Here is a 22,342-nt window from a genome sequence, read left to right on the forward strand (position 1 = left end):
AAGGCGATTGCATTGCTTCGCAACGGCGAAGGCCGTTATATTTATATGACAGGCCGCTAAATTCTGCGTGATACGGACAATCAGGCTTTCAGCCGCGTGGCGTGGAATTCCAGATGATCGTCGATGAAGCTGGCGATGAAATAGTAGCTGTGGTCATAGCCTTCATGACGGCGCAAGGTCAGTTTCTGCCCCACCACCTTAGCGGCCTGCTCCAGCAAATGCGGCATGAGTTGCGTGTTGATGAACGGATCGGCCAGGCCCTGATCGATCAGGATTTCGTCGTAGGACAAGGCCTTGCCCTTGGCTAGCCGCATGGCCGCGTCGTAGGTTTCCCACGTGTCATGGTTCGGCCCCAGATAGCCCGCCATGGCCTTTTGCCCCCACGGGCAGTGGACCGGCGAGGCGATCGGCGCAAAGGCCGAGACCGATTTGAACAGGCTGGAATAGTTCATGGCGAGCGTCAAAGCCCCATGCCCGCCCATCGAATGCCCCGAAATACCGACCCGCGTCAGGTCGGCCGGAAATTGCGCGCCTATCAGCTCAAGCAGGTCGCGTGTGACATAGGTTTCCATCTGGAAATGCGGTGCCCACGGGTTCTGCGTCGCGTTGACGTAAAACCCTGCCCCCTGCCCCATATCATAGGCTTCGTCATTGGCGACGCCCTCGCCGCGCGGCGAAGTGTCGGGGGCGACGACGATCAGGCCTAGTTCGGCGGCTTTTTTGTAAGCCCCGGCTTTTTCGGTGAAATTATTGGCGGTGCAGGTCAGACCGGACAGCCAGAGGAAAACCGGAAAAGGCCCCTCGCCTTCAGGCACGAATACGGTCAGCGCCATCGGCGTTCTGGTCGCTGCGGAGTCGTGTTTGAGGAAATAGAGCGTCCCGCCATGCAGGGCGTGCTGCGCGGTGATTTCGGCCTTTATCGCCGGGGTCGCCGTGACTTCATCACTATCCAGAACAAGCATGGAAGCCTCCTTAAATAAGCCGGCGCATCAGGACCGCCGGAAGGATAAGCCCTTCCCCCATATGAATCTCAATCGAATTTTCCTTCTTGAATCCAAGATTGGCATAAAAACCCTCGGCATTCAGTCCGGAAAAGCAGACGAATTCACGAAACCCCTGCGCCTTGGCCTCTTTCAGGCAGTGATCGAACAGCCGCCGCCCCAGCCCGTACCCGGCAAAGTCCGGATGGGTGGCGAACGAGCGGATATGGGCTACGCCTTCGATGATCTCGTTCGAGCCCGGCATGCCGCGGCTGAACCCGCCGCTGGCGGCGATCTGCCCGTCCATATCGGCCATGACGTAGAAGGTACCGGAGGTCAGTTGCGACGGATCGAGGACGCTGACTAGCGGCAGAAGGTCCTCGACCAGATCCGAACCATAGGCACGGTGCAGCCCCTCCTCGAAGGCCAGTTCCAGCATGTCCTCGATCTCGGCGCGGTCTTCGGGCCGGGCGACGCTGAGGGTCAGGCTTTCGGCGTAGTCGCGCTCGTCGCCGGAATCGACGCCGTAAAGCACGTGCGGCTCCCACGGCCACGACCCGTGCCAGTTCTTTTGCAGACAGGCTGAGTGCGCCCAGAAATCCTGCGCCAGCGGGGCGAATTTCTGCGCGCGCCAGTGCGGCATCCAGGTCGCCGTCAGCGTCACCGCCGCCGATTCGTCCTCGATGATTTCCGAACAATAGACGCAGCTATAGGGCTCTACGTGTTCGATTTCGATGTCGTCGTCTTCGTCCATCTTAGAACACTATGACCGAACGGATCGATTCACCAGCGTGCATGAGGTCGAAGGCCTCATTGATGCGCTCCAGCGGCAGGGTGTGAGTGATCATCGGGTCGATCTCGATCTTGCCGTCCATATACCAGTCGACGATCTTCGGCACGTCGGTACGGCCGCGCGCGCCGCCGAAGGCCGAGCCCTTCCACACGCGCCCGGTGACCAACTGGAACGGACGGGTCTTGATCTCGGCGCCCGCCGGGGCCACCCCGATGACGATGCTCTCGCCCCAGCCGCGATGGCAAGCCTCCAGCGCCTGACGCATGACGTCGACATTGCCGGTGCAGTCGAAGGTGTAGTCTGCCCCGCCGCCGGTCAGCTCGACCAGATGCGCCACGATATCCCCCTGCACTTTCAGCGGGTTGACGAAGTGGGTCATGCCGAAGCGCTCGCCCCACTCGGCCTTGCTGTCGTTAAGGTCCACGCCGATGATCTTGTCCGCGCCGACCAGCTTGAGCCCCTGAATGACGTTGAGCCCGATGCCACCAAGACCGAAGACCACGGCATTGGCGCCCGGTTCGACCTGCGCCGTATGGATCACCGCGCCGACGCCGGTGGTCACGCCGCAACCGATATAGCAGGCCTTGTCGAACGGCGCGTCGGGGCGGATTTTCGCCAGCGCGATTTCCGGCAGGACCGTATGATTGGCAAAGGTCGAGCAGCCCATATAATGATGGATCGCCTGCCCCTTATAGGAAAAACGCGAGGTACCGTCGGGCATCAGGCCCTTGCCCTGCGTGCCGCGAATCGCCGTACACAGGTTGGTCTTGCGGCTGAGGCACGACTTGCACTGACGGCATTCGGGCGTATAGAGCGGGATGACGTGGTCGCCCGGCTTGAGCGATGTGACGCCCGGACCGACCTCAAGCACCACGCCCGCGCCTTCGTGGCCGAGGATCGAGGGGAACAGGCCCTCCGAATCGAGCCCGTCCAGCGTATAGGCGTCGGTGTGGCACACCCCTGTGGCCTTGATTTCGACCAGCACTTCACCGTGGCGCGGCCCGTCAAGATCAACCTCGACGATTTCCAGCGGCTTCTTGGCCTCAAAGGCGACGGCGGCGCGGGTTTTCATGGCGGTGCTCCTGATCTTCAACTCCGCGTAACTTAGGGCGTCCGGTTACCTCGCTGCAAGTCAAAAGCCCCGGACACGCTTCAATAGCCGTGCATGATTGCAATCTCAGATATTGCAGACAGGCCGTACATATTTGTAATTCCTACGCTTTCCCGGCTTCTACAGGAATTGTTAAGGATGACGGCGTACATCCTGTAACCGGGTTATATACCCGCAGATTTCAGCCTGAGGTGAGACAGGCGCGTTCGAGCAGGCCCATATCTATGGGCGGGGTAAGATTATGAAGATCAGATTCAAGATTCTGTCGCTGGTCGCCGCCTTTGCGGTCGTCGCGTCGGCGATCACCGGCCTCGGCCTGGCCACCATTACCGATTACAATCGCATGATGACCCAGTACGGTCACGCCTATGAGAACGCCTATAATGGCGAGCGGCTGAACCGCCTCGTGACGCAGGTCGTAATGGAATCGCGCGGCGTCTATATGGCCGAAACCACCGACAAGGCCAGAAAATTCGCCGACGGGGTCGACAAAGGCCTCGACGACGTTCAGACGCTTCTGACTGACTGGAAAGCCAAGCTGGCCCCCGGTGAACTGTCGACCTTCGCCGCCGTGGACGCCAAGGCGACCGAATTCATCGCCTTCCGCCGCGAAATCGCCCGCGTCGGTCGAGACGTCGCCCCTCAGGAAGCCAACCTGCTCGGCAATAACGATGCCAACCGCAATAACCGCGCCGGGTTCCAGAAAGACATCGACGCCATGGTCGAGGTTATCCGAACCGACCTTGAGACCTCTCAGGCGGCGGTGACCAAGTATAACGAAACCCGCGCCGGGCTGTTCCTGGCCCTGGCGGTCACCGGCATTCTGGCGCTACTGGCGGTGTCGCTGTGGATGGCCATCCGCGTCATTTCGCGCCCCCTCGCCGACATCGACGCCAGCGTGACGCGCATTTCCGAAGGCGCCTTCGACACGGTGATCCCGGAACGCACCGCCAAGGACGAAATCGGCAGCCTCTGGCGCTCGATCCGTGTCCTGCGTGACCGCGCCGCCGAGGCCGAGCAACTCAAGATCGAACAGCAGCACAATGAAAAGCGCGCCTATCAGGAGCTGATGGCCGAGCGCAACCGCATCGCGTCCGAGTTCGAAAAGCATATGGGCGACCTCGCCACGCGCTTCATCTCCTCGTCGCGCACGGTGGCCGAAGCCGCCCGCGGCCTGAACGAGACCGCGGAAGACACCTCGACCCGCGCCGCCTCGGTGTCGCAGGCCGCCGTGGACGCCGCCAACAATGTGCAAAACGTCGCTGCCGCGACGGAAGAACTGTCGGCCAGCGTCGGCGAGATCAACCAGCAGGTCATCCGCACCTCGGAAGTGACCCGCACCGCCGTCATCGAAGCGCAAAAGACCGAGGCTGCCATTCAGGTCCTGTCGACCGCTGCTCAGCAGATCGGCGAGGTCATCAACCTGATTCAGGCCATCGCCGCCCAGACCAACCTGCTGGCGCTCAACGCCACCATCGAATCGGCGCGTGCCGGTGAAGCGGGCAAGGGTTTTGCCGTCGTGGCGTCCGAGGTCAAGCAACTGGCCCAGCAGACGGCCCGTGCCACTGACGATATTCGTGGCAAGATCGCTGAAATCCAGTCGGCGACCGCGACCACCGTCGGCTCGATCGACGCCATTGTGAAGACGATCGAGACCATCGGCACCCTGACCGGTTCAATCGCCGCCTCGGTCGAGCAACAGGGTGGTGCGACGCAGGAAATCGCGTCCAACACCCACCGCGCCGCGACCGGCACCCGCGACGTCACCGGTCATATCTCCGGCGTCGATCAGGCGGCTCAGATGACCGGCCATGCCGCCCAGCAACTGCTGGGGCTGTCGTCGGAACTGGAGGAACGCTCGGCCGACCTGCAAGGCGAGGTCGTCGCTTTTGTGAAGCGCCTGCGCGCCGCGTAAGTCAGACACTTGAACAAAAATGCCCCCTGACACAGGTCAGGGGGCATTTTTCGTTTAACTAACCAGTTCGCCCTTGATGCCCTGATCGAGCAAGGCGATCGTGCGCCCCAGCCCGAAGATCGCCACGAACGACCCGAAGCGCGGGCCTTGCGATTGGCCCAGAAGCACTTCGTACAGCGCCTGAAACCACGCACGTAAGGGCTCGAATTCGTGAACCTTTCCGACCTCGAAGACAAGGTTCTGGATCGCCTCGGCGTCACGCGTTTCGGGGTCGAGCGCCGCAAAGCGATCACGCAGGTCGATCAGCGCCGCCTTTTCGCGGTCGTCCGGCAGACGGAACGTCTTCGACGGTTTCACGAAGTCTTCGAAATAGTTCAGCGCATAGCCGGCCAGACGGTCGAGCACCGGCTCGCTTTCGGGCGTCGCCCCCGGAATATAGGCGCGCAGGAAACCCCACAGGGTCTCCTTGTCCGAGGCATTGGCCGCCGAAACGAGGTTGAGCATAAGGCCGAAGGTGACCGGCGGGCTTTGAATGCCGGTCTCGCCGCGAAGGACGAACCACACCGGGTTTTCGATCTGCTTGGCCAGTTCCTGCTTCGGGAAGGCGTCCATCTGCTGGAAGAACTCGTCCGTGGCCCGCGGAATGACGTCGAAATAGAGTTTCTTGGCCGATTTCGGCGACTGGAACATGTAGTAGGCCAGCGATTCCGGCGCGCCGTAACGCAGCCAGTCTTCCATGGTCAGGCCGTTGCCCTTCGACTTGGAAATCTTTTGACCAGCCTCGTCAAGGAACAGTTCGTAGTTGAAGCCTTCCGGCGGTGTCCCGCCCAGCACCTTGCACACCTGCGACGACACCTTGACCGAGTCGATCAGGTCCTTGCCAGCCATCTCGTAGTCGACGCCCAGGGCAGCCCAGCGCATGGCCCAGTCGGGCTTCCACTGCATCTTGACGTGGCCGCCGGTGACGGGGACCTCGAACTTCTCGCCGTTTTCCTCGAAAACGATGGTGCCTTTTTCGACATTGCGCTCCAGCGTCGGCACTTGCAGCACATGGCCGGTCTTCGGCGAAATCGGCAGGAACGGCGAATAGGTCGCGCGGCGATCCGGCCCGAGCGTCGGCAACATGACCTTCTGGATGTCGTCGAACCGCTCCAGCGCCCGCAACAGCGTCGCGTCGAACTCACCCGACTTGTAGGCGTCCGTCGCCGACTTGAACTCGTAATCGAAACCGAACGAGTCGAGGAAGGCCCGCAAACGGGCATTATTGTGCGCGCCGAACGAGTCGTGCGTCCCGAACGGGTCGCGCACCACGGTCAGCGGCTTATAGAGGTCTTCGCGCAAGATGTCGGCATTGGGAATACCCTCCGGCACCTTGCGCAGGCCGTCCATGTCGTCAGAAAACGAGATCAGGCGCGTTGCCCAGTGCCCGCCGGTCAGGGCCGTAAAGGCCTGACGGACCATGGTCGTGCGCGCCACTTCGCCGAAGGTGCCGATGTGCGGCAAGCCTGACGGTCCGTAGCCGGTCTCGAAGATCACCGGACGGTTCAGCGCCTCGAACGCGGCCAGCGCCTCGTCGGTCTTGCCTGCGGTAATTAATTCCTGCGCCCGTTTTTGCTCCGCCTGATCCTTCAGACGCGTTTTCAGCACGCGCGCAATCAGATTGCGGGCTTGCTCGAACGGCCAGGCACGGCCGGTTTGCGCGAGGACGGTCAGTTCGGAGGACACTGTGAGGCACACCTTTCAGGATATGAAAACCAGGGCTGGCTTTAAGGCGTCGGCCTTCACGCGTCAATTGATTTGGCCCCTATTGACGACAACCGGGCATCGGGTGTACGTTTACGTAAACGTAAATTAAGCGCTACAAAACGCGCAAACATTCACCGACCTACAGGGGGTCACACATGGACATGCGTACCTACACTATCCGTCAGCTTTCCAAGGAATTCGACGTCACCGCCCGCGCTTTGCGCTTCTATGAGGACAAGGGCCTGATCAATCCCGAACGCAAGGGGCAGACGCGCATCTATTCGGCGCGCGACCGGGCGCGGCTCAAGATCATCCTGCGCGGTAAGCGCATGGGCTTTTCCCTGATCGAAATCCATGAAATCCTCGATCTCTACAACCGCGAAGACCGCGGCGTGAAGCAGATGCGCGCCACGGTCGCCAAGTATCACGCCCAGATCGAGACGCTAAAGCGCCAGCGCGAAGACATCGATCAGGCGATCAAGGACATGACCGAAGGCTGCGCCTGGATGGAAGGCGAGATAGAACGCCATGAGTCGGTAAAAACTGACAGCGATCTGAAAACCGCCTGAATCCAATCCTTTCCCTGCTATAATTAAGATCAATCGTCAGGAGTTATCCATGCCGTATAAGGCCCCCGTGCGCGACTATCAGTTCCTGTTCAATGACGTGTTCAAGATCGAACAGTATTCGAACCTGAAAGGCTTCGAGGAAGCCTCGCCCGATCTGATCGCCGCCATCCTCGAAGAAGGCGCGCGCTTCACCGAAGAGGTCGTCGCTCCGTTGAATGGTCCTGGCGACAAGGAGGGCTGCGTCCTGCACCCCGATCATACGGTCACCGCGCCGAAGGGCTATAAGGAAGCCTATCAGCAGATGGTCGAGGCCGGATGGCCCGCTTTGGGCGGCGATCCGAAATACGGCGGCCAAGGCCTTCCGCATGTCGTGTCGACGGCCTATTCGGAAATGCTCACCGGTGCGTCGTCGGCCTTTGCCATGTACCCCGGCTTGACCGACGGCGCCGTAGCGGCCCTGACGGCGGGCGGCACGGACGAGCTGCGCGACCTCTATCTGCCAAAACTGATCAGCGGTGAATGGTCGGGCACCATGAACCTGACCGAGCCGCACTGCGGCACCGATCTCGGCCTGCTGCGCTCAAAGGCCGTGCCGGACGCCGACGGTACTTACAAAATCACCGGCCAGAAGATCTGGATTTCGGCGGGCGAACACGATTTCACCAGCAATATCTGTCACCTCGTCCTCGCCCGTATCGAAGGCGGTCCCGCAGGCGTCAAGGGCATCTCGCTGTTCCTCGTCCCAAAGTTCATTCCCGATGTCGACGGCAATACCGGCGAACGCAACAGCCTGCAATGCGCCGGTCTTGAGCACAAGATGGGCATCCACGGCAATTCGACCTGCGTCATGGTCTATGAGGACGCCAAGGGCTGGCTGCTCGGCAACGCCCACGAAGGCCTGAAAATCATGTTCTACATGATGAACAATGCCCGCCTCGGCGTCGGCCTTCAGGGCCTCGCCATCGGCCACGCCAGCCACGTCGCCGCCGTCGAATTCGCCAAGGACCGCTTGCAGGGCCGCGCCCTCACCGGCCCGAAATCGCCTGACAAGCCCGCCGACTCGATCCTCGTCCACCCCGACGTGCGCCGGATGCTGCTGGAAAGCCGCGCCCTGCTCGAAGGCGGTCGCGCCTTCCTGACCTGGGTGTCGTTGCAGGCCGATCTGGCGAAGGGCTCGGAAGATGAAGCCACGCGCGAAAAAGCCAGCGATTACATGGGCTTGCTGACGCCGGTTATCAAAGCCTTCCTGACCGAAAAAGGCCTCAAGGTCACGCAGGATTCGATGCAGGTCCACGGCGGGTCAGGCTTCACCGAACACTTCCCGGCCTCGCAATATATGCGCGATATCCGCATCACCCTGATCTACGAAGGCACCAACGGCGTGCAGGCCCTCGACCTCGTCGGTCGCAAGCTGCCGTCCAAGGGCGGGCGTTCGGTGATGACCTTCTTCGGCGAGATCGATGCCTATGTCGCCGAGCACGAAGCCGGCAAGGTCCCGGCCTTCGTCAAGGGCCTCAAGGAGACCAAGGCGAAGCTGATGGACGGCACAATGTGGCTGATGCAGAACGGCATGGGCAATCCGGACGCCGCCGCCGCAGGCTCGCTCGACTATCTGCACATCTTCGGCCTGACCTCGCTGGCCTATATGTGGGCGATGATGGCCGAACAGGCACAGGCCGCCATCGACGCCGGGTCGACCGATCCCTACTACGCCACCAAGCTCAAGGTCGGTCGTGTGTTCCTCGACCGCATCCTGCCCGAAGCCGACGCGCACCTGCAACGGATGAAGGCCGGGGCGGAGGATTTGTTCGCACTGGAAGATGAAGAGTTTTAGCAGGGCCACAGGCCCTGCACCCGTCACTTGGAGCAAAATGAAAGGCCGGAGTGTAGACTCCGGCCTTTCATTTTGTCGGTTAGGGGGTGTGGGGTCTGCGACCCCACGACCTTGAATCCTTAAAGCTGTTCCAGAACGTAATCCGCCGACGAGACCTTGAACTCGCCCGGCGCTTCGACGAAGACTTGTTCGACGACGCCATCATTGACGATCATGGCGTAGCGCTGCGAGCGCTTGCCCATACCGAAACCCGACGCATCCATGGTCAGGCCGACGCCGTCGGCGAATTCGCCGTTGCCGTCACCCAGCATCAGCACTTCGTCGGTGATGCCCTGATCCTTGGCCCAGGCCTTCATTACGAATCCATCATTGACGCTGGTGCAGGCGATGAGATCGATCTTCTTGAATTTGAAGGCTTTCGTCTGGTCGCGATATCCCGGCAGGTGACGCGCCGAACAGGTCGGCGTAAAGGCGCCCGGCACGGCGAACAGAACGACGCGCTTGCCCGCAAAGACTTCGGACGTGGTCAGGGACTTCAGGCCCTCTTCGGCGGGCGACGAGAACTTGACTTCGGGCAGTTTGTCGCCGGGTTGGATCGTCATGGTGCATAATCCTCTATAGAAAGAAGGGTGTTATAAGGCCGGTGCGCGCAGCGCGCCAAGGGCCTTTATGCTCTTTTTTCTTGCCACAAGGATTGTCGCCCTCCATCTTGCGGCCATGAGCGCCCAAAGCCCTTCCGATCCGACCGAAACCGCCACCCTTCAGGGACGGCTGCTGGTGGCCATGCCCGGCCTCGACGATCCGAACTTCGATCACTCCGTCATCTATCTGTGCCAGCACGACGAAGAATCGGCGATGGGCATCATCCTCAACCAGCCGATCGCGGGCCTGAGTTTCACGCGCATGATGGACGAGTTGGGTATAGAGATCACCGACGAAAGCCAGACCGATCACAGTATCTATAATGGCGGGCCGGTGCAGAATGACCGCGGCTTCGTTCTGCACAGCCTCGACTACTTCATCGACGACATCACCCTGCCGCTCAATGTCGATCCGGAGACGCTGGAGGTCCGGCGCGGCGTCGGCCTGACCGTGTCGCGCGATATTCTGGTCGACCTGTCCAAGGGCACCGGGCCGTCAAAAGCCCTGATCGCGCTTGGCTATGCCGGGTGGGGCGCCGGGCAATTAGAGGCCGAAATCCGCGACAATGCCTGGCTGGTCGCCCCGGCTAGCCATGAAATTCTCTTCTCGCACGATCCTGAACATATCTGGCAAAGCGCCTTGAAAACGCTGGGCATTGCACCCGAGCATCTCAGCCACCTCTCCGGTAAAGCCTAACCCCGACCATAGAGCGGCATGTCGGTGGCCATGACGGTCACAAAGGGCATATTGGCCTCCGGTGGCAAGCCAGCCATGTGGACGACGGTTTTCACCACATGCGCCAAGTCGATGCGCGGTTCGGGCTTAAGGCTGCCGTCAGCTTGCAGGACGCCGGTCTCCATTTTCGCCGACATGTCGGTTATGGCGTTACCGATGTCGATCTGCGAGGCGGTAATGCCCCACGCGCGCCCGTCGAGAATCAGCGACTTGGTCAGCCCCGTGATGGCGTGCTTCGATGCCGTGTAGGGCGCCGAAAACGGGCGCGGGCCATAGGCCGAGACCGATCCATTATTGATAATCCGACCGCCCTGCGGTGCTTGACGGCGCATCAGACCGAACGCCGCCCTCGCGCAAAGAAACGCACCGAATATATTGATATCGATCAGATTTCTTAGTTCAGAAACTGGCAATTCGTTTAGCGGCACCGCGGGGGCGCTGCGTCCGGCATTGTTGAACAGAAGGTCGAGACGGCCATATTCGGCTTCGATCTTCTGAAACAAAGCTATCACCGAAGTCTCATCGGCAACATCCGCTGGAACAACCCGCCCCGCACCGATTAGAGCCTGCGTTTCCTCAAGCGCCTCGCGACGCCGTCCCGCGAGAACCAGCCGCCACCCGGCTTGCGCTAATCCAACGGCTACGGCGCGGCCGATACCGCTGCCCGCTCCCGTGACCAGCGCGACGGGCCCACTCATCAGGCGACATTACCCTTGATATCCTGACCCAGAGAACGCGCCATGAAGACCTCGGCATCGGCGACCTTGAGCGCCTTGGCGTAGCCCCAGCCCTGCCCAAAGTCGCAGCCCAGCCCCGCCAGACGGTCGGCCAGTTCCATGTCCTCGACCCCTTCGGCGACCACGTCGAGCCCCAGATCGCGGCCCAAAGTCAATATTGATCGAACGATCTTTTCCGACGATTGCTCGGTCTTCATCGTGATGACGAACGAGCGATCTATTTTCAACGTGTCGAACGGCAAACGCGCCAGATAGCTGAGCGACGAGAAGCCCGTGCCGAAATCATCGAGTGCGATCCCCGCGCCCGCATCACGCAGCGATTCGAGTATCCGTGCCGCCGCCTGCGGATCGCGCATGACGTCGCTTTCGGTGACCTCCAGCTTGAGCGCCTTGAGCGGCAGATCGTTGTCGCGGATTAGACGCGACACATCCTCAACCAGGTGCGACCGTTCGATATCGGCCGAAGACAGGTTGACGCTGATGAAAAACGTATCGGCCAGACCGTATTGCGTGCGCCATTTGGCGAGGGTCTTGACCGTGCTGCTCATCATGATGGTCGACAGGTCGCACAGCAGCCCCAGATCGCGGGCCAGTCCCAGAAACTCGTCCGGCGGCACGATACCACGCTTAGGGTGTACCCAGCGCGCCAGCGCCTCGAACCCGGCGATGACACCGGTTTTGAGATCGACGATCGGCTGATACCAGGCGCAGATTTCGCCGCTGACGAAGGCCTTGCGCAGTTCGGCCTCCATCGCCAGCTGCGTCAGGCCGTCGCTTTCCAGATCGCGCTTGTACGACGCCACCCCGCCGGCGCCCTTTTGCTGCGCGGCTTCGACGGCCATCTCGGCGCGACGCAGGAGTTCGCCGCTGTCCAGCGCGCCCTCACCGCCTTCGACCGACACGGCGCCCATCGAAAAGGTCGGGTGAATGTCGAACCCGGCGACACTGATGGCGCGCTCCAGCCCCAGCCGCATCCGCTCTGACACGCGGGGAAAACCGCGCGTCGTCAGGACGGCGAATTCGTCTTCGCCCAGACGCGCCACGACGGCGGTATCGTCGAACACTTCGCGCAGACGCTGCCCCAGAATCGACAGAACCAGATCGGCGCGCTCGTGCCCCAGCGCCTCGTTCAGGCGGCGGAAACGGTTGAGATCGCCGACGACCAGATCGTAATCTCCCGGCAAACGCAGCATGACCTGCGCCGCCTTGAGGAACCCCTGACGGTTATAAAGCCCGGTCAGCGGATCGATATGCAGGTCATGGACGTTGAATTCGCCGTAATCTTCGGTCGTATCGGCATTCATCAGGCGTTTGACCTCTTCGGTCAGGTCGCTGAGCGTCCCCAGAATACTGCCCGCCGAGGCGCTGCGACGGCCGCGGAAGCACAGCAGACGCTTTGAGCGCGTGGTGATCAGGCACAGCAGTTCCCCCGCCTCAAGCCCCGATCCCTTGACCGCTTGCCCGGACGCGGCCTGTTTAAGCGCAGCGCTCAGGGTTTCCATTTCACGCAGATCGAAATGTGCCGCCAGATCGGACAGACCGACGCGTTCCTTGCCGCCGCTCAGATCGGCATGCGGCAACTTTCCGCTCAGTTCGAAACGGGCGCGCATGAGATCGTAGCGCCACGCCACCTGTCCGGCGGCGTCGAGCGCCCCCATGACCAGCCCCGCTGAGCGCGTCCCCGCCCCTTCGGACTTGGGTGAAAACTTCATCTCATTTCCTGACGCGGCTTTCAGTAGGGCCGAACCGCGAAAACCGAATAAATTGACGTTCGACATACACACATTCCGCCAAAAAACGTTTCATACGATTCTGTACGCAAAATGTGTTTATTTTCATCTAAGAACAGACTTGTTTCACCGATGAAACGCGATCTTATCGTTATAATTTCTGCTCTTTCGTTTTACGACTGTAGGGTAAAAGCCGGAGACAGGCAATCGTCATGCCTGTGTCATGACACGCCGTTACATACAGGGAATCGTAGTTGCGGAGCGTTTCCGATGCCGAACCCTGTTGACCCTACGCGCCGTCGGTTTACTTTCGCCTGTCTGGCCGGAAGCGGCGCGGTTCTGGCGACCGGTGCTGTGCTCGGCTCCTCGTTTGCCGCCGAGCGTGCTGTGCCATCTTCCCGCCCCCTGATCATCGCCCACCGCGGCGCCAGCGGCTACCGCCCGGAACATACCCTGGCCAGCTACGATCTGGCCATTTCGATGGGCGCCGACTATATCGAGCCCGATGTGGTGTCGACGAAGGACGGCGTGCTGATCTGCCGCCATGAGCCCATGTTGTCCGGCACCACCGACGTCGCCGACAAACCGGAATTCGCCGCCCGCAAGCGCACGATCAATGTTGACGGCACGTCGATCACCGATTTTTTCGCCAGCGATTTCACGCTGGCCGAAATCAAGACCCTGCGCGCCCGTCAGGCCTTTTCCGAGCGCGATCAAAGCTTTAATGACAAGTTTGAAGTCCCCACCCTCGAAGAGGTCATCGGTCTGGTGCGCAATCATCGCAAGACCGCGGGGCACACGGTGGGCCTATATATCGAAATCAAGCACCCGACCCTGCACCGCGCGGCCGGTCTGCCGCTGGAAGAAAAGCTGGTCGCGGCGCTGGTTGCCGACGGCCTGAACGTGGTCGGTGCGCCGGTCTTTTTGCAGTCCTTCGAAGCCGACAGTCTGAAACGCCTCAAGGCCCTGTCGCCCCTGCCGCGCGTGCAACTGGTCGATGGCGGTAAAGTCGATTACGCAACCGGAGCAGTCGGAGCCTCCGTGCCGTTCGATTGGGCCGCTACGGGACGCAAGGGTACCTATGCCGATATGTTGACGCCCGCAGGCCTGAAAGAGGTGGCGACCTATGCCGACGTCGTCGCGCCGTGGAAGCGCTACCTGCTCAAGGCCGTGGCCACTGGTCCGATAACTGACAAAACCACGGACGCGGATTGCCGGATTGTCGCCAATACGGAACTGGTGCGCAACGCCCATGCGGCGGGCCTCAAGGTTCACACCTGGACCCTGCGCAACGAAGCCTTCCGTCTGGCGGCGACTTATAAGAATGACCCGGCAGCGGAATTCCGGCAATTGTTCGATATGGGTATCGAGGGCGTCTTCACCGACTTTGCCGATACGGGCGTCGCCGCCCGCAATGCTTGGATCAAGCTAAAATAGCTTCGAGTCGTTTTTGCGGATCGGTTTTCAGCGCCGGGCCCAGAATCGCCGAGGCGCAGGTCTTCGCCGACAAAATACGCTCGCCCACGCGTTTCAGATCGTCGAGCGTCACCGCCTCAAGTTCCACCACCTGCTCATCGAGACTGTACACCTTATCATAGGTCAGCAATTGCCCGCCGAGTGTCCCGGCGCGTTGCCCCGCGTTTTCGTCGTGCAGGTAGAGCGAGGTCTTGTACTGCGCCCGCGCGCGTTCCAGTTCCGCCTCCAGCGGCGCACGGGTCAGGTCGCGCATGACGGTGACGATCAGCTCGCACAGGTCGGCGGCATCCTTCGGCGCGCACCCGGCATAGATGCCGAAAATGCCCGTATCGCGGAACTGCGTCGTCCATGCGTCGATGCTATAGGCCAGACCGCGCTCTTCGCGGGCCTGCTGGAACAGCCGCGACGCCATACCGCCGCCGAGGATTTCCCCGAACAGTTTCAAGGCATAAAGATCGTCGTCGTAACGACTGACGCCCTCGAAGGCCAGAGTCAGATGGCTTTGTTCGATCTTGCGCACGTGGCGAATGGCTGACGGCGTGAACGGCGGCGGGCTCGCCTCGACCCGACGCGGACGACCGGCAGCCCCCATATGGGTCTGCGCGGCGGTGATCAGGGCCTCGGCCTCGACACCACCCGACACGCACAGGACGATTTCGGACGGATTATAAAGCTGCCCGATATAGTCGCGCAGGGCGTCGGTGCGCGCGGGCGCCAGACTTTGCGTGGTCCCCAGAATCGGACGGCCCAGGGGATGGTCGCCGTAACAGGCCGATTGCAGCAGATCGAAGACGTGGTCGTCGGGCGTGTCGAAGGCTTCGGAAATCTCCTGCTCGATGACCTTCTTTTCGCGTTCCAGTTCGTCGGCTTCCAGCGCCGGGCGGAACATCAGGTCGCCGACGACTTCGACCGCCAGCGGTAGCAGGTCGGCCATGCCGCGCACCTCGAACCGCGTGTGCTCGTAGCCGGTCGAGGCGTTGATCGTACCGCCCCGATGTTCGATGACCTCGGCCAGTTCGCGCGCGCTGCGTTTGCCCGCGCCTTTGAAGACCATGTGTTCGGCCAGATGCGCCCAGCCGGACTGTTCGGGGGCTTCGTAGCGCGCGCCGCCGTGGACAACCGCAGTCAGGGCGAAGGTCTTCAGGCCCGGCATCGGGTCGTGGATGACCCGCAAACCGTTATCGAGCGTTACGCAGGCGGCATTACCGACGCCCAAGGGGACCAAACTCATCATATTCCTTTGCGCGCGCGCTGATACAGCACCGCTATATAGACACCCATCAGCGCCGCCGCCAGCCCATACCAGGTCAGGGCGTATTCGAGATGGCGATTGGGCAGGTTGGCCGCCGCATCGACCGGCGTTATATCCGGCGCGACCGGCTGGCTGGCGGCGATGAAATAGTCGCCGCGCAGTTTCGCGTTCCACAGGTTCGACAGGTCGGCAACGTTGCGCGAATACCAGTCGCCGGTTTTCGCGTCGTTCGGCGGTGTGAACCCGTTCGGTGCCTCGTAGGGCCGCAAACGCCCGGTCAGGGTGAGGGTTATCGGCGCGGTCACTTGCCCTTTGGTGCGCGTGAAGCCGAGGTCGGCGACAATGGCGTCCTTGCCCAGAGGGCACAGGGTCAGGGTGTGGAACCCGACCGCGTCATCGGCGATTCCATGCATATAGACGACCTGATGCGGGTCAATGGCGCAGGACAGGGTCACCTGACGCCACGCCACGTCGCCGCCCTGATCGAGCAGAGTCTCCGCCGCGACCGGCGGCATCTGACGCGTGCGCTCCAGATCGGCGAGCAGGTGCTGCTTCCAGTGCAGGCGCTGCATTTGCCAGGTGCCCAGCCCGATCAGCACGGCCAGCGCCACGCCGACCGCGATGGTCAGGCCCAAGGGCAGGTTTTTGAACAGCTTCATTACATCCTCCCCTGTGAGCGCAGCGATACGGGGGAGGTGGCGCGGCGTAGTCCGCGACGGAGGGGGCATTCTTTGCGTGGCTTGCCCCACCCACCGCTTCGCGGTCCCCCCTCCCCGCTTTGCAGGGAGGGATATAAGGTAAACAGCTTGACCGTCATGATCCCTATTGCCGGAGGTTAAAAAGCCGAAGGCGACGGCACCGTTGCCGGTGTCCGCCGCCTGAAATATTCAGCCGTAAACGTTGATTTTAGTGCGCGCCGAAGATCACATAGATGAAGGCGAACAGGAACAGCCACACCACGTCAACGAAGTGCCAATACCAGGCCGCCGCTTCGAAACCGAAGTGCTTTTGCGGGGTGAAGCCACCGGCCAGCAGACGCAACAGGCAGACGAAGAGGAAGATGGTCCCGATCAGGACGTGGAAACCGTGGAAACCGGTCGCCATGAAGAAGGCTGAACCATAGAGGGTCGAGTTGGCGGCTTCTTCGTTGAAGAACAGATGGTGATGCAGGATGTGATGATATTCAATACCCTGAACGGCGGTGAAGACCACGCCGAGGATGACCGTCAGGATCAGGCCCCACTTGGTGCCTTCGCGGTCGCCCTGTTGCAGGGCATGGTGCGCCCAGGTCACCGTGGTGCCCGACAGCAGCAGAAGCAGGGTGTTGACCAGCGGCAATTGCCACGCTGAAACGGCCTCAATGCCTTTCGGCGGCCATGTGGTCCACGAATTGCGGACTTCTTCGATCGCCGAATGGATACCAGCGCGGTGTTCGTGGAACAGCACGGCTTCGAAGAAAATCCAGAAGAAGGCCACGAAGAACATGACTTCCGAGGCGATGAACATGATCATGCCATAGCGCAGACCGATCTGAACGACCGGGGTATGATCGCCCGCCTTCGATTCCTTGATCACGTCACGCCACCAGCCGAACATGACGTAGAGTACGCCGAGCAGGCCGATACCGAAGAGGACCGGGCTCTTGTCGAGCTGGCCGAAGCCCAGACCCTTCATCCACACCACGACGCCAAGGAACATGACGGTCGCAAACAGCGAACCAAGCAGCGGCCACGGGCTGGGGTTGATGATGTGATAATCGTGTTTTACGGCGTCATTGGCCATAGTCGTCAACTCACCTCGATGCGCCGATCCCCCTGAACGAGATGACGGCAGATTTTTTATCGTCGCCGGACCTTGCGGTAGCCGAACTTAGTTAGCTCAAGATGTAGGCCAAATCGGTTTTGAACACAATCCGAAGCGGCGTTTTTCTTGAGACAATATGCCCATATGCGACACATCGTCACACAACGGAACATATCCGCGCAACACATTGAACAGTTTTACTTTTTCGAGATTTCGGATGGAAAGAACGTATAGGACAGGGTCACGTCTCTGGTGTTTTTGGCGTCGATGTCCTCAAGCATCTTGGGATCGACATAGTAGACGACCGGAAAGGTGCGTGTTTCGCCGGGCTTCAGGGTCTGATCGGTAAAGCAGAAACACTGAAGCTTCATGAAGAAGCCACCCATAGATTCGGGCAGGACGTTGTAACTGGCGCGGCCGGTGACGGGCTGATCCGATTCGTTCTTGACCGTGAAATAAATCATATTGGTCTTGCCGATCAGGGTATCCTGAACCGGCGTTTCGACCTTGAAGCTCCAGTCGATATTGTTGGCATTGGTGTCGAAATAGACGCGGATCTTCTTGTCGGTAACGTGCGAGGCTTCGGCCGTGGCACGCTGGGTCGTGCCGTCGAAGCCGGTCACCTGACAGAACATGCGGTATAGCGGCACCGAGGCATAGGCCATGCCGAACATCCCCGCCAGACCGAGCAGGCAGTAGAGGACGACCTTCTGGTTGCGGGTGAGCGTCTTCATCAATGCGGCGTGTTCTGCATCATGCGCGTCAGCGAGACGAGGAAGACCAACACGACGAAGGCGAACAGCGACAGACCGATGGCGATGTTGCGGCGCTTTTGCGCAGCCAGATAGGCCTTCTTGTCGGCTTCGGGGTCGGGAAACAGGTCTTTGGAATCGCTCATGGATTTAGACTCCGGCAAAGGCGTGGTGCAACAGCAGCGCCGCGAACAGCGCCGTTAGATACAGGATCGAAAAGGCGAACAGGTTGCGCGCCGCCAGCGCTTCCTTCTTGACGTCGTAAAGCGAATTTTCGCCGCCTTCGGGGTGGTCGCCCGCGCGCGACAGGAACAGCTTGACCGCCAGAAAGATGAAAAAGGCCCCGCCCAGAACCGAGACGACCGCATAGATCAGGCCGCCCATGCTGAAGGCGATCGGCAGGCAGGCAACCGGGGCCATGATCAGGCTGTAGAGCAGGATTTGCAGGCGCGTCGATTTCGCGCCCTTGACAACCGGCATCATCGGGATACCCGCCTTGGCATAGTCTTCGGCGGTATAGAGCGCCAGCGCCCAGCTGTGCGGCGGGGTCCACAGGAAGATGATGGCGAACAGAATCCACGCCTCCAGCGGCGCGTGACCGGCGGCGGCGGCCCAGCCGATAACCGGCGGAAAGGCACCTGCGGCTCCGCCGATGACGATATTCTGCGGCGTGCGGCGCTTCAGGATCAGGGTGTAGAAGACGACGTAATAGAGGATGGTCAGAGCCAGAAGACCGGCGGCCAAGGCATTGATCGACAGCCACATCATGGCGACCGACAGGAAACCCAGCACGCCGCCGAACGCCATGGCATCTGATTTCGAGACGCGACCGGCGGCCACCGGACGTGTGCGGGTGCGGCGCATCAGGGCGTCGGTCTCGCCTTCGATGGCCATGTTCAAGGCCCCCGCCGAACCGGCACCCAGCGCGATGCACAGGACCGCGATAAAGGCCAGAAACGGGTTGATATCGACCGGCGCGACGACAAGCCCGGTCAGACCGGTGAACACCACCAGCGACATGACGCGCGGCTTGAGCAACTGAAAATAGTCAGCCGGAGAGCCGCGCAGGGCCTTTTGCCCGTAGGCCGGATGGGCGGCCTTAGGGGTTTCAGGTGTCGGCTTTTCGATATGCGCGGTGTCGGCGTTCACGGGATACTCTTGGTCTGGAACATAAAAGTTCGGGGGATGAAGGCTTACCCCTCACCCCCCGGTGTTTCAACCCATTGGGTTGGTTTAGTGGTGACCGTCGTCGTCCTTGATGACCGGCAGTTCCGAGAACTGGTGGTACGGCGGCGGCGATGACAGGGTCCACTCCAGCGTCGTGGCACCCTCGCCCCACGGATTGGCATCGGCCTTGCGGCGGCGGATGACCGACTCGACGATCATGATCAGGAAGATCAGGACGGCAAAAGCGGTGATGGCGTAACCGATCGACGACACCTTGTTCCAGTAGGCATAGCCTTCCGGATAGTCGACGTAGCGGCGCGGCATGCCTTGCAGACCGAGGAAGTGCTGCGGGAAGAAGACCAGATTGACGCCGATGAACATGATCCAGAAGTGCAACTGGCCCAGAAGTTCATTGTACTTGATACCGAACATCTTCTCGTACCAGTAGTAGAAGCCGCAGAAGATGGCGAACACCGCCCCCAGCGACAACACGTAGTGGAAGTGCGCGACGACATAATAGGTGTCGTGCAGAGAGTAGTCGATACCGGCGTTCGACAGCACCACGCCGGTCACGCCACCCAGGGTGAACAGGAAGATGAAGCCGATGGCCCACAGCATCGGGACCTTGAAGTCGATCGAGCCGCCCCACATGGTCGCGATCCACGAGAAGATCTTGACCCCCGTAGGCACCGCGATGACCATGGTCGCCATGACGAAATAGGCGCGCAGATTGAAGCCCATGCCGACCGTGTACATGTGGTGCGCCCACACGATAAAGCCGACAAAACCGATGGCCACCATCGCATAGGCCATGGCCAGATAACCGAAGACGGGCTTTTTCGAGAAGGTCGACACCACGTGGCTGATGATGCCGAAGCCCGGCAGGATCAGGATGTACACTTCCGGGTGACCGAAGAACCAGAACAGGTGCTGGTACATGACCGGATCGCCGCCGCCGGCCGGGTCGAAGAAGGCCGTGGCGAAGTTGCGATCGGTCAGCAGCATGGTGATGGCGCCCGCGAAGACCGGTAGCGACAGCAGCAGCAGGAAGGCGGTGACCAGAACCGACCAGGCGAACAGCGGCATGCGGTGGAGCGTCATGCCCGGGGCGCGCATGTTGAAGATGGTCGTGATGAAGTTGATCGCCCCAAGGATCGAGGACGCACCCGACAGGTGGAACGAGAAGATCACCAGATCCATCGCCGCACCGGGGCTGCCCTTGGTCGACATCGGCGGATACATGGTCCAGCCGCCGCCGAAGCCGTGTTCGGCCGCACCACCGGGACCGCCCGGCGTGAACAGCGAGAAGCACAGCAGGACGAACGAGGCGACCAGCAGCCAGAACGAAATATTGTTCAGGCGCGGGAAGGCCATGTCCGGCGCGCCGATCATGATCGGCACGAACCAGTTGCCGAAGCCGCCGATCATGGCGGGCATGACCATGAAAAAGATCATCAGGATGGCGTGGGCGGTAACGACGGAGTTGAAGCCGTGCTTGCCCTGAAAGATACCCAGTTGCGCCAAAAAGGATTTGTCGTTGAAAATCTGGATGCCGGGTTCGTAGAGTTCCCAGCGGATCAGGCCCGACAGGGCGCCGCCGGCCAGACCGGCGAAGATCGCGAAGATCAGATAGAGCGTGCCGATGTCCTTGTGGTTGGTGGACAGGAACCAGCGCGCGAAGAAACCGGGTTTGTGGTCGTGATCATCGTGCCCGTGGGCGTGATCGTGATCATGAGCGACTGAAGCATTCGATGCCATGACGTTCGTCTCTCTTATTCTGAATTATTGAACGGCGGGGGCCGCAGCCGAAACGGCAGCCTCGCCCGCAGGTGCATCAGCCGTGGCAGAGGCTGCGGTCGCGCTCGAAGCCGCCGCTGCATCCGCCGCCGCTTTTTCCGCTTCGATCCTGGCCGCTGCGGCCTCCGTCGCCAGCATGGCCTTGGTCTTGCCTCCCGCCTTGACGATGTAGGCGTCGAACTGCTCCGGCGTCACCACGCGGATAGCGATCGGCATGAAGGCGTGATCGACGCCGCACAGTTCCGAACACTGACCATAGAAGATGCCGGTCTTTTCGGCGCGGAACCAGGTCGAGTTCAGACGACCCGGAACGGCGTCGGTCTTGAGACCGAAGGCCGGCAGGGCGAAGGCGTGGATGACGTCGTAGCCGGTGACCTGTACCTGAACGACCTTGCCCACCGGCACGATCAGTTCATTGTCGACGCCGAGCAGATACGGCACCTTGGCCGCGTGGGCGGTCTTGAGATCGCGGGCCTCGGGCAGGAGGCGCGATTCGACGCCTTCGACGCCCAGTTCCGGGTAGTCGTAGGCCCAGTACCACTGATAACCCGTCGCCTTGACCACCACGTCGGGGGTCGGCATGTCGTTATATTTGCGCAGCAGGGCGAACGAGAAGAACGCGATGACCACCAGAATCACCACCGGGATCAGGGTCCAGGCGACTTCGATGGCGGTATTGTGCGAGAACTTGGCCGCGACGGGATTGGTGCGCTTGTTGTAGCGGACGACGATCCAGATCAGCAGGCCCAGCACCAGCAGCGTGATGACGGTGATGACCGGCATCAGAATCAGGTCGTGGAAGCTGACGGCGTCGTGCTTCAGCTCGGAAAAACCCTTCTGAAGATGGATCGCCTTGTCGGTCGGCAGGCCTTCGAGTTCCTTGGCAAAGGCGGCGCTCGCCGCCATCCCTGCCGCTAAACCGGCCCCCAAGCTAGCCAAAGTCAGCCTTCGGATGCCCATGCGTAAATTCCTCAATCTGGGCGCCTGCCGTTCCTGTCTTGAAATCGCAGGAACGTCGCGACACGCCGTTAATCCTCGGTCACGGGTGCGACATGCGCCCGCACGGGACACAGAGTCACACCTTTGTCTAGTGTTCCCCATAATGCCATATCGGCGAATTGCAAAGGGCTAAAAAGCGTATTCCCTGCCCGCCGCAGGGTCTTTCTCCACCTTTTGGCCATATTGTCGCGGATTGTCCCGATCAGGCCACAAGACCTGCGCGCTTTTGTCGCGGCGAGGCTTTGCGGACGGTTATATTTTGCGCGGGGTTATGGCCTTTTGAGTCGCCCTGCCCTACATGAAT

The 22,342-nt window shown here is 61.0% G+C and carries 20 protein-coding genes; 5 read left to right on the forward strand and 15 right to left on the reverse strand.

The features are described from left to right. Positions 1-80: 80 nt before the first annotated feature. Genes fghA through AEYBE204_RS38845 form a run of 3 tightly spaced genes read right to left on the reverse strand, consistent with a single transcriptional unit; the run spans position 81 to position 2,845 of the window. Positions 81-962: an S-formylglutathione hydrolase gene (gene fghA, locus AEYBE204_RS38840; protein ID WP_023464082.1), complete on the reverse strand. Its 882-nt coding sequence runs from the start codon at positions 960-962 to the stop codon at positions 81-83. 10 nt (positions 963-972) lie between these two features. Continuing rightward, the gene (locus AEYBE204_RS39780) at positions 973-1,734 is read right to left on the reverse strand and encodes a GNAT family N-acetyltransferase (protein ID WP_023464083.1); all 762 of its coding nucleotides are present in this window, start codon (positions 1,732-1,734) and stop codon (positions 973-975) included. A gap of 1 nt (position 1,735) precedes the next feature. After that, on the reverse strand, positions 1,736-2,845 hold the full coding sequence (locus AEYBE204_RS38845) for an S-(hydroxymethyl)glutathione dehydrogenase/class III alcohol dehydrogenase (RefSeq protein WP_023464084.1): 1,110 nt from the start codon (positions 2,843-2,845) through the stop codon (positions 1,736-1,738). 280 nt (positions 2,846-3,125) lie between these two features. Here AEYBE204_RS38845 and AEYBE204_RS38850 point away from each other — a divergent pair, with 280 nt between their 5' ends. Then, on the forward strand, positions 3,126-4,799 hold the full coding sequence (locus tag AEYBE204_RS38850) for a methyl-accepting chemotaxis protein (protein ID WP_023464085.1): 1,674 nt from the start codon (positions 3,126-3,128) through the stop codon (positions 4,797-4,799). Positions 4,800-4,853: 54 nt separating this feature from the next. Here the strand turns inward: AEYBE204_RS38850 and AEYBE204_RS38855 are convergent, their stop codons facing one another. Further along, the gene (locus AEYBE204_RS38855) at positions 4,854-6,524 is read right to left on the reverse strand and encodes a lysine--tRNA ligase (RefSeq protein ID WP_023464086.1); all 1,671 of its coding nucleotides are present in this window, start codon (positions 6,522-6,524) and stop codon (positions 4,854-4,856) included. 176 nt (positions 6,525-6,700) lie between these two features. Here AEYBE204_RS38855 and AEYBE204_RS38860 point away from each other — a divergent pair, with 176 nt between their 5' ends. Continuing rightward, positions 6,701-7,114, forward strand: coding sequence for a MerR family DNA-binding transcriptional regulator (locus tag AEYBE204_RS38860; RefSeq protein WP_023464087.1), 414 nt, complete (start codon positions 6,701-6,703; stop codon positions 7,112-7,114). A 49-nt stretch (positions 7,115-7,163) separates the two neighbouring features. Further along, positions 7,164-8,948 carry an acyl-CoA dehydrogenase C-terminal domain-containing protein gene (locus AEYBE204_RS38865; RefSeq protein WP_023464088.1) on the forward strand — a complete coding sequence of 595 codons (1,785 nt, stop codon included), beginning with the start codon at positions 7,164-7,166 and terminating at the stop codon, positions 8,946-8,948. A 119-nt stretch (positions 8,949-9,067) separates the two neighbouring features. Here the strand turns inward: AEYBE204_RS38865 and AEYBE204_RS38870 are convergent, their stop codons facing one another. Beyond that, complete coding sequence (locus AEYBE204_RS38870; protein ID WP_023464089.1) at positions 9,068-9,550, reverse strand: peroxiredoxin; 483 nt, start codon at positions 9,548-9,550, stop codon at positions 9,068-9,070. 67 nt (positions 9,551-9,617) lie between these two features. Here AEYBE204_RS38870 and AEYBE204_RS38875 point away from each other — a divergent pair, with 67 nt between their 5' ends. Continuing rightward, positions 9,618-10,286, forward strand: coding sequence for a YqgE/AlgH family protein (locus tag AEYBE204_RS38875; protein WP_081724769.1), 669 nt, complete (start codon positions 9,618-9,620; stop codon positions 10,284-10,286). Here AEYBE204_RS38875 and AEYBE204_RS0120910 read toward each other — a convergent pair. Beyond that, positions 10,283-11,023 carry an SDR family oxidoreductase gene (locus AEYBE204_RS0120910; protein ID WP_031231627.1) on the reverse strand — a complete coding sequence of 247 codons (741 nt, stop codon included), beginning with the start codon at positions 11,021-11,023 and terminating at the stop codon, positions 10,283-10,285. The two genes, AEYBE204_RS38875 and AEYBE204_RS0120910, sit on opposite strands and share 4 nt — an antisense overlap. Then, positions 11,023-12,774, reverse strand: a complete 1,752-nt coding sequence (locus tag AEYBE204_RS38880) for a bifunctional diguanylate cyclase/phosphodiesterase (RefSeq protein ID WP_155908517.1) — start codon at positions 12,772-12,774, stop codon at positions 11,023-11,025. Before AEYBE204_RS38880 ends, AEYBE204_RS0120910 begins: the two co-directional genes overlap by 1 nt. A gap of 288 nt (positions 12,775-13,062) precedes the next feature. Here AEYBE204_RS38880 and AEYBE204_RS38885 point away from each other — a divergent pair, with 288 nt between their 5' ends. Further along, the gene (locus AEYBE204_RS38885; protein WP_023464093.1) at positions 13,063-14,229 is read left to right on the forward strand and encodes a glycerophosphodiester phosphodiesterase; all 1,167 of its coding nucleotides are present in this window, start codon (positions 13,063-13,065) and stop codon (positions 14,227-14,229) included. Here the strand turns inward: AEYBE204_RS38885 and AEYBE204_RS38890 are convergent. The 8 genes from AEYBE204_RS38890 to coxB form a co-directional block, all read right to left on the reverse strand. Beyond that, positions 14,216-15,502, reverse strand: a complete 1,287-nt coding sequence (locus tag AEYBE204_RS38890) for a pitrilysin family protein (protein WP_235068276.1) — start codon at positions 15,500-15,502, stop codon at positions 14,216-14,218. The genes AEYBE204_RS38885 and AEYBE204_RS38890 overlap by 14 nt on opposite strands. Then, a complete protein-coding gene (locus tag AEYBE204_RS38895) occupies positions 15,499-16,179 on the reverse strand; it encodes an SURF1 family protein (RefSeq protein ID WP_023464095.1) in 681 nt (226 codons plus the stop codon). The genes AEYBE204_RS38890 and AEYBE204_RS38895 overlap by 4 nt, the downstream gene beginning before the upstream one ends. Before the next feature lie 247 nt (positions 16,180-16,426). Further along, a complete protein-coding gene (locus AEYBE204_RS38900) occupies positions 16,427-17,302 on the reverse strand; it encodes a cytochrome c oxidase subunit 3 (RefSeq protein WP_023464096.1) in 876 nt (291 codons plus the stop codon). Positions 17,303-17,520: 218 nt separating this feature from the next. After that, positions 17,521-18,057, reverse strand: coding sequence for a cytochrome c oxidase assembly protein (locus AEYBE204_RS38905; RefSeq protein ID WP_023464097.1), 537 nt, complete (start codon positions 18,055-18,057; stop codon positions 17,521-17,523). Further along, positions 18,057-18,221: a hypothetical protein gene (locus AEYBE204_RS40765; RefSeq protein ID WP_023464098.1), complete on the reverse strand. Its 165-nt coding sequence runs from the start codon at positions 18,219-18,221 to the stop codon at positions 18,057-18,059. Before AEYBE204_RS40765 ends, AEYBE204_RS38905 begins: the two co-directional genes overlap by 1 nt. Positions 18,222-18,225: 4 nt before the next feature. Beyond that, the gene (cyoE, locus tag AEYBE204_RS38910; RefSeq protein WP_023464099.1) at positions 18,226-19,224 is read right to left on the reverse strand and encodes a heme o synthase; all 999 of its coding nucleotides are present in this window, start codon (positions 19,222-19,224) and stop codon (positions 18,226-18,228) included. 84 nt (positions 19,225-19,308) lie between these two features. Then, positions 19,309-21,000, reverse strand: a complete 1,692-nt coding sequence (ctaD, locus tag AEYBE204_RS38915; protein ID WP_023464100.1) for a cytochrome c oxidase subunit I — start codon at positions 20,998-21,000, stop codon at positions 19,309-19,311. A gap of 24 nt (positions 21,001-21,024) precedes the next feature. Further along, on the reverse strand, positions 21,025-21,945 hold the full coding sequence (gene coxB, locus AEYBE204_RS38920; RefSeq protein ID WP_023464101.1) for a cytochrome c oxidase subunit II: 921 nt from the start codon (positions 21,943-21,945) through the stop codon (positions 21,025-21,027). Positions 21,946-22,342: the final 397 nt, after the last annotated feature.

This window comes from Asticcacaulis sp. YBE204, from assembly GCF_000495855.1.
In the GTDB taxonomy this organism is placed as follows: domain Bacteria; phylum Pseudomonadota; class Alphaproteobacteria; order Caulobacterales; family Caulobacteraceae; genus Asticcacaulis.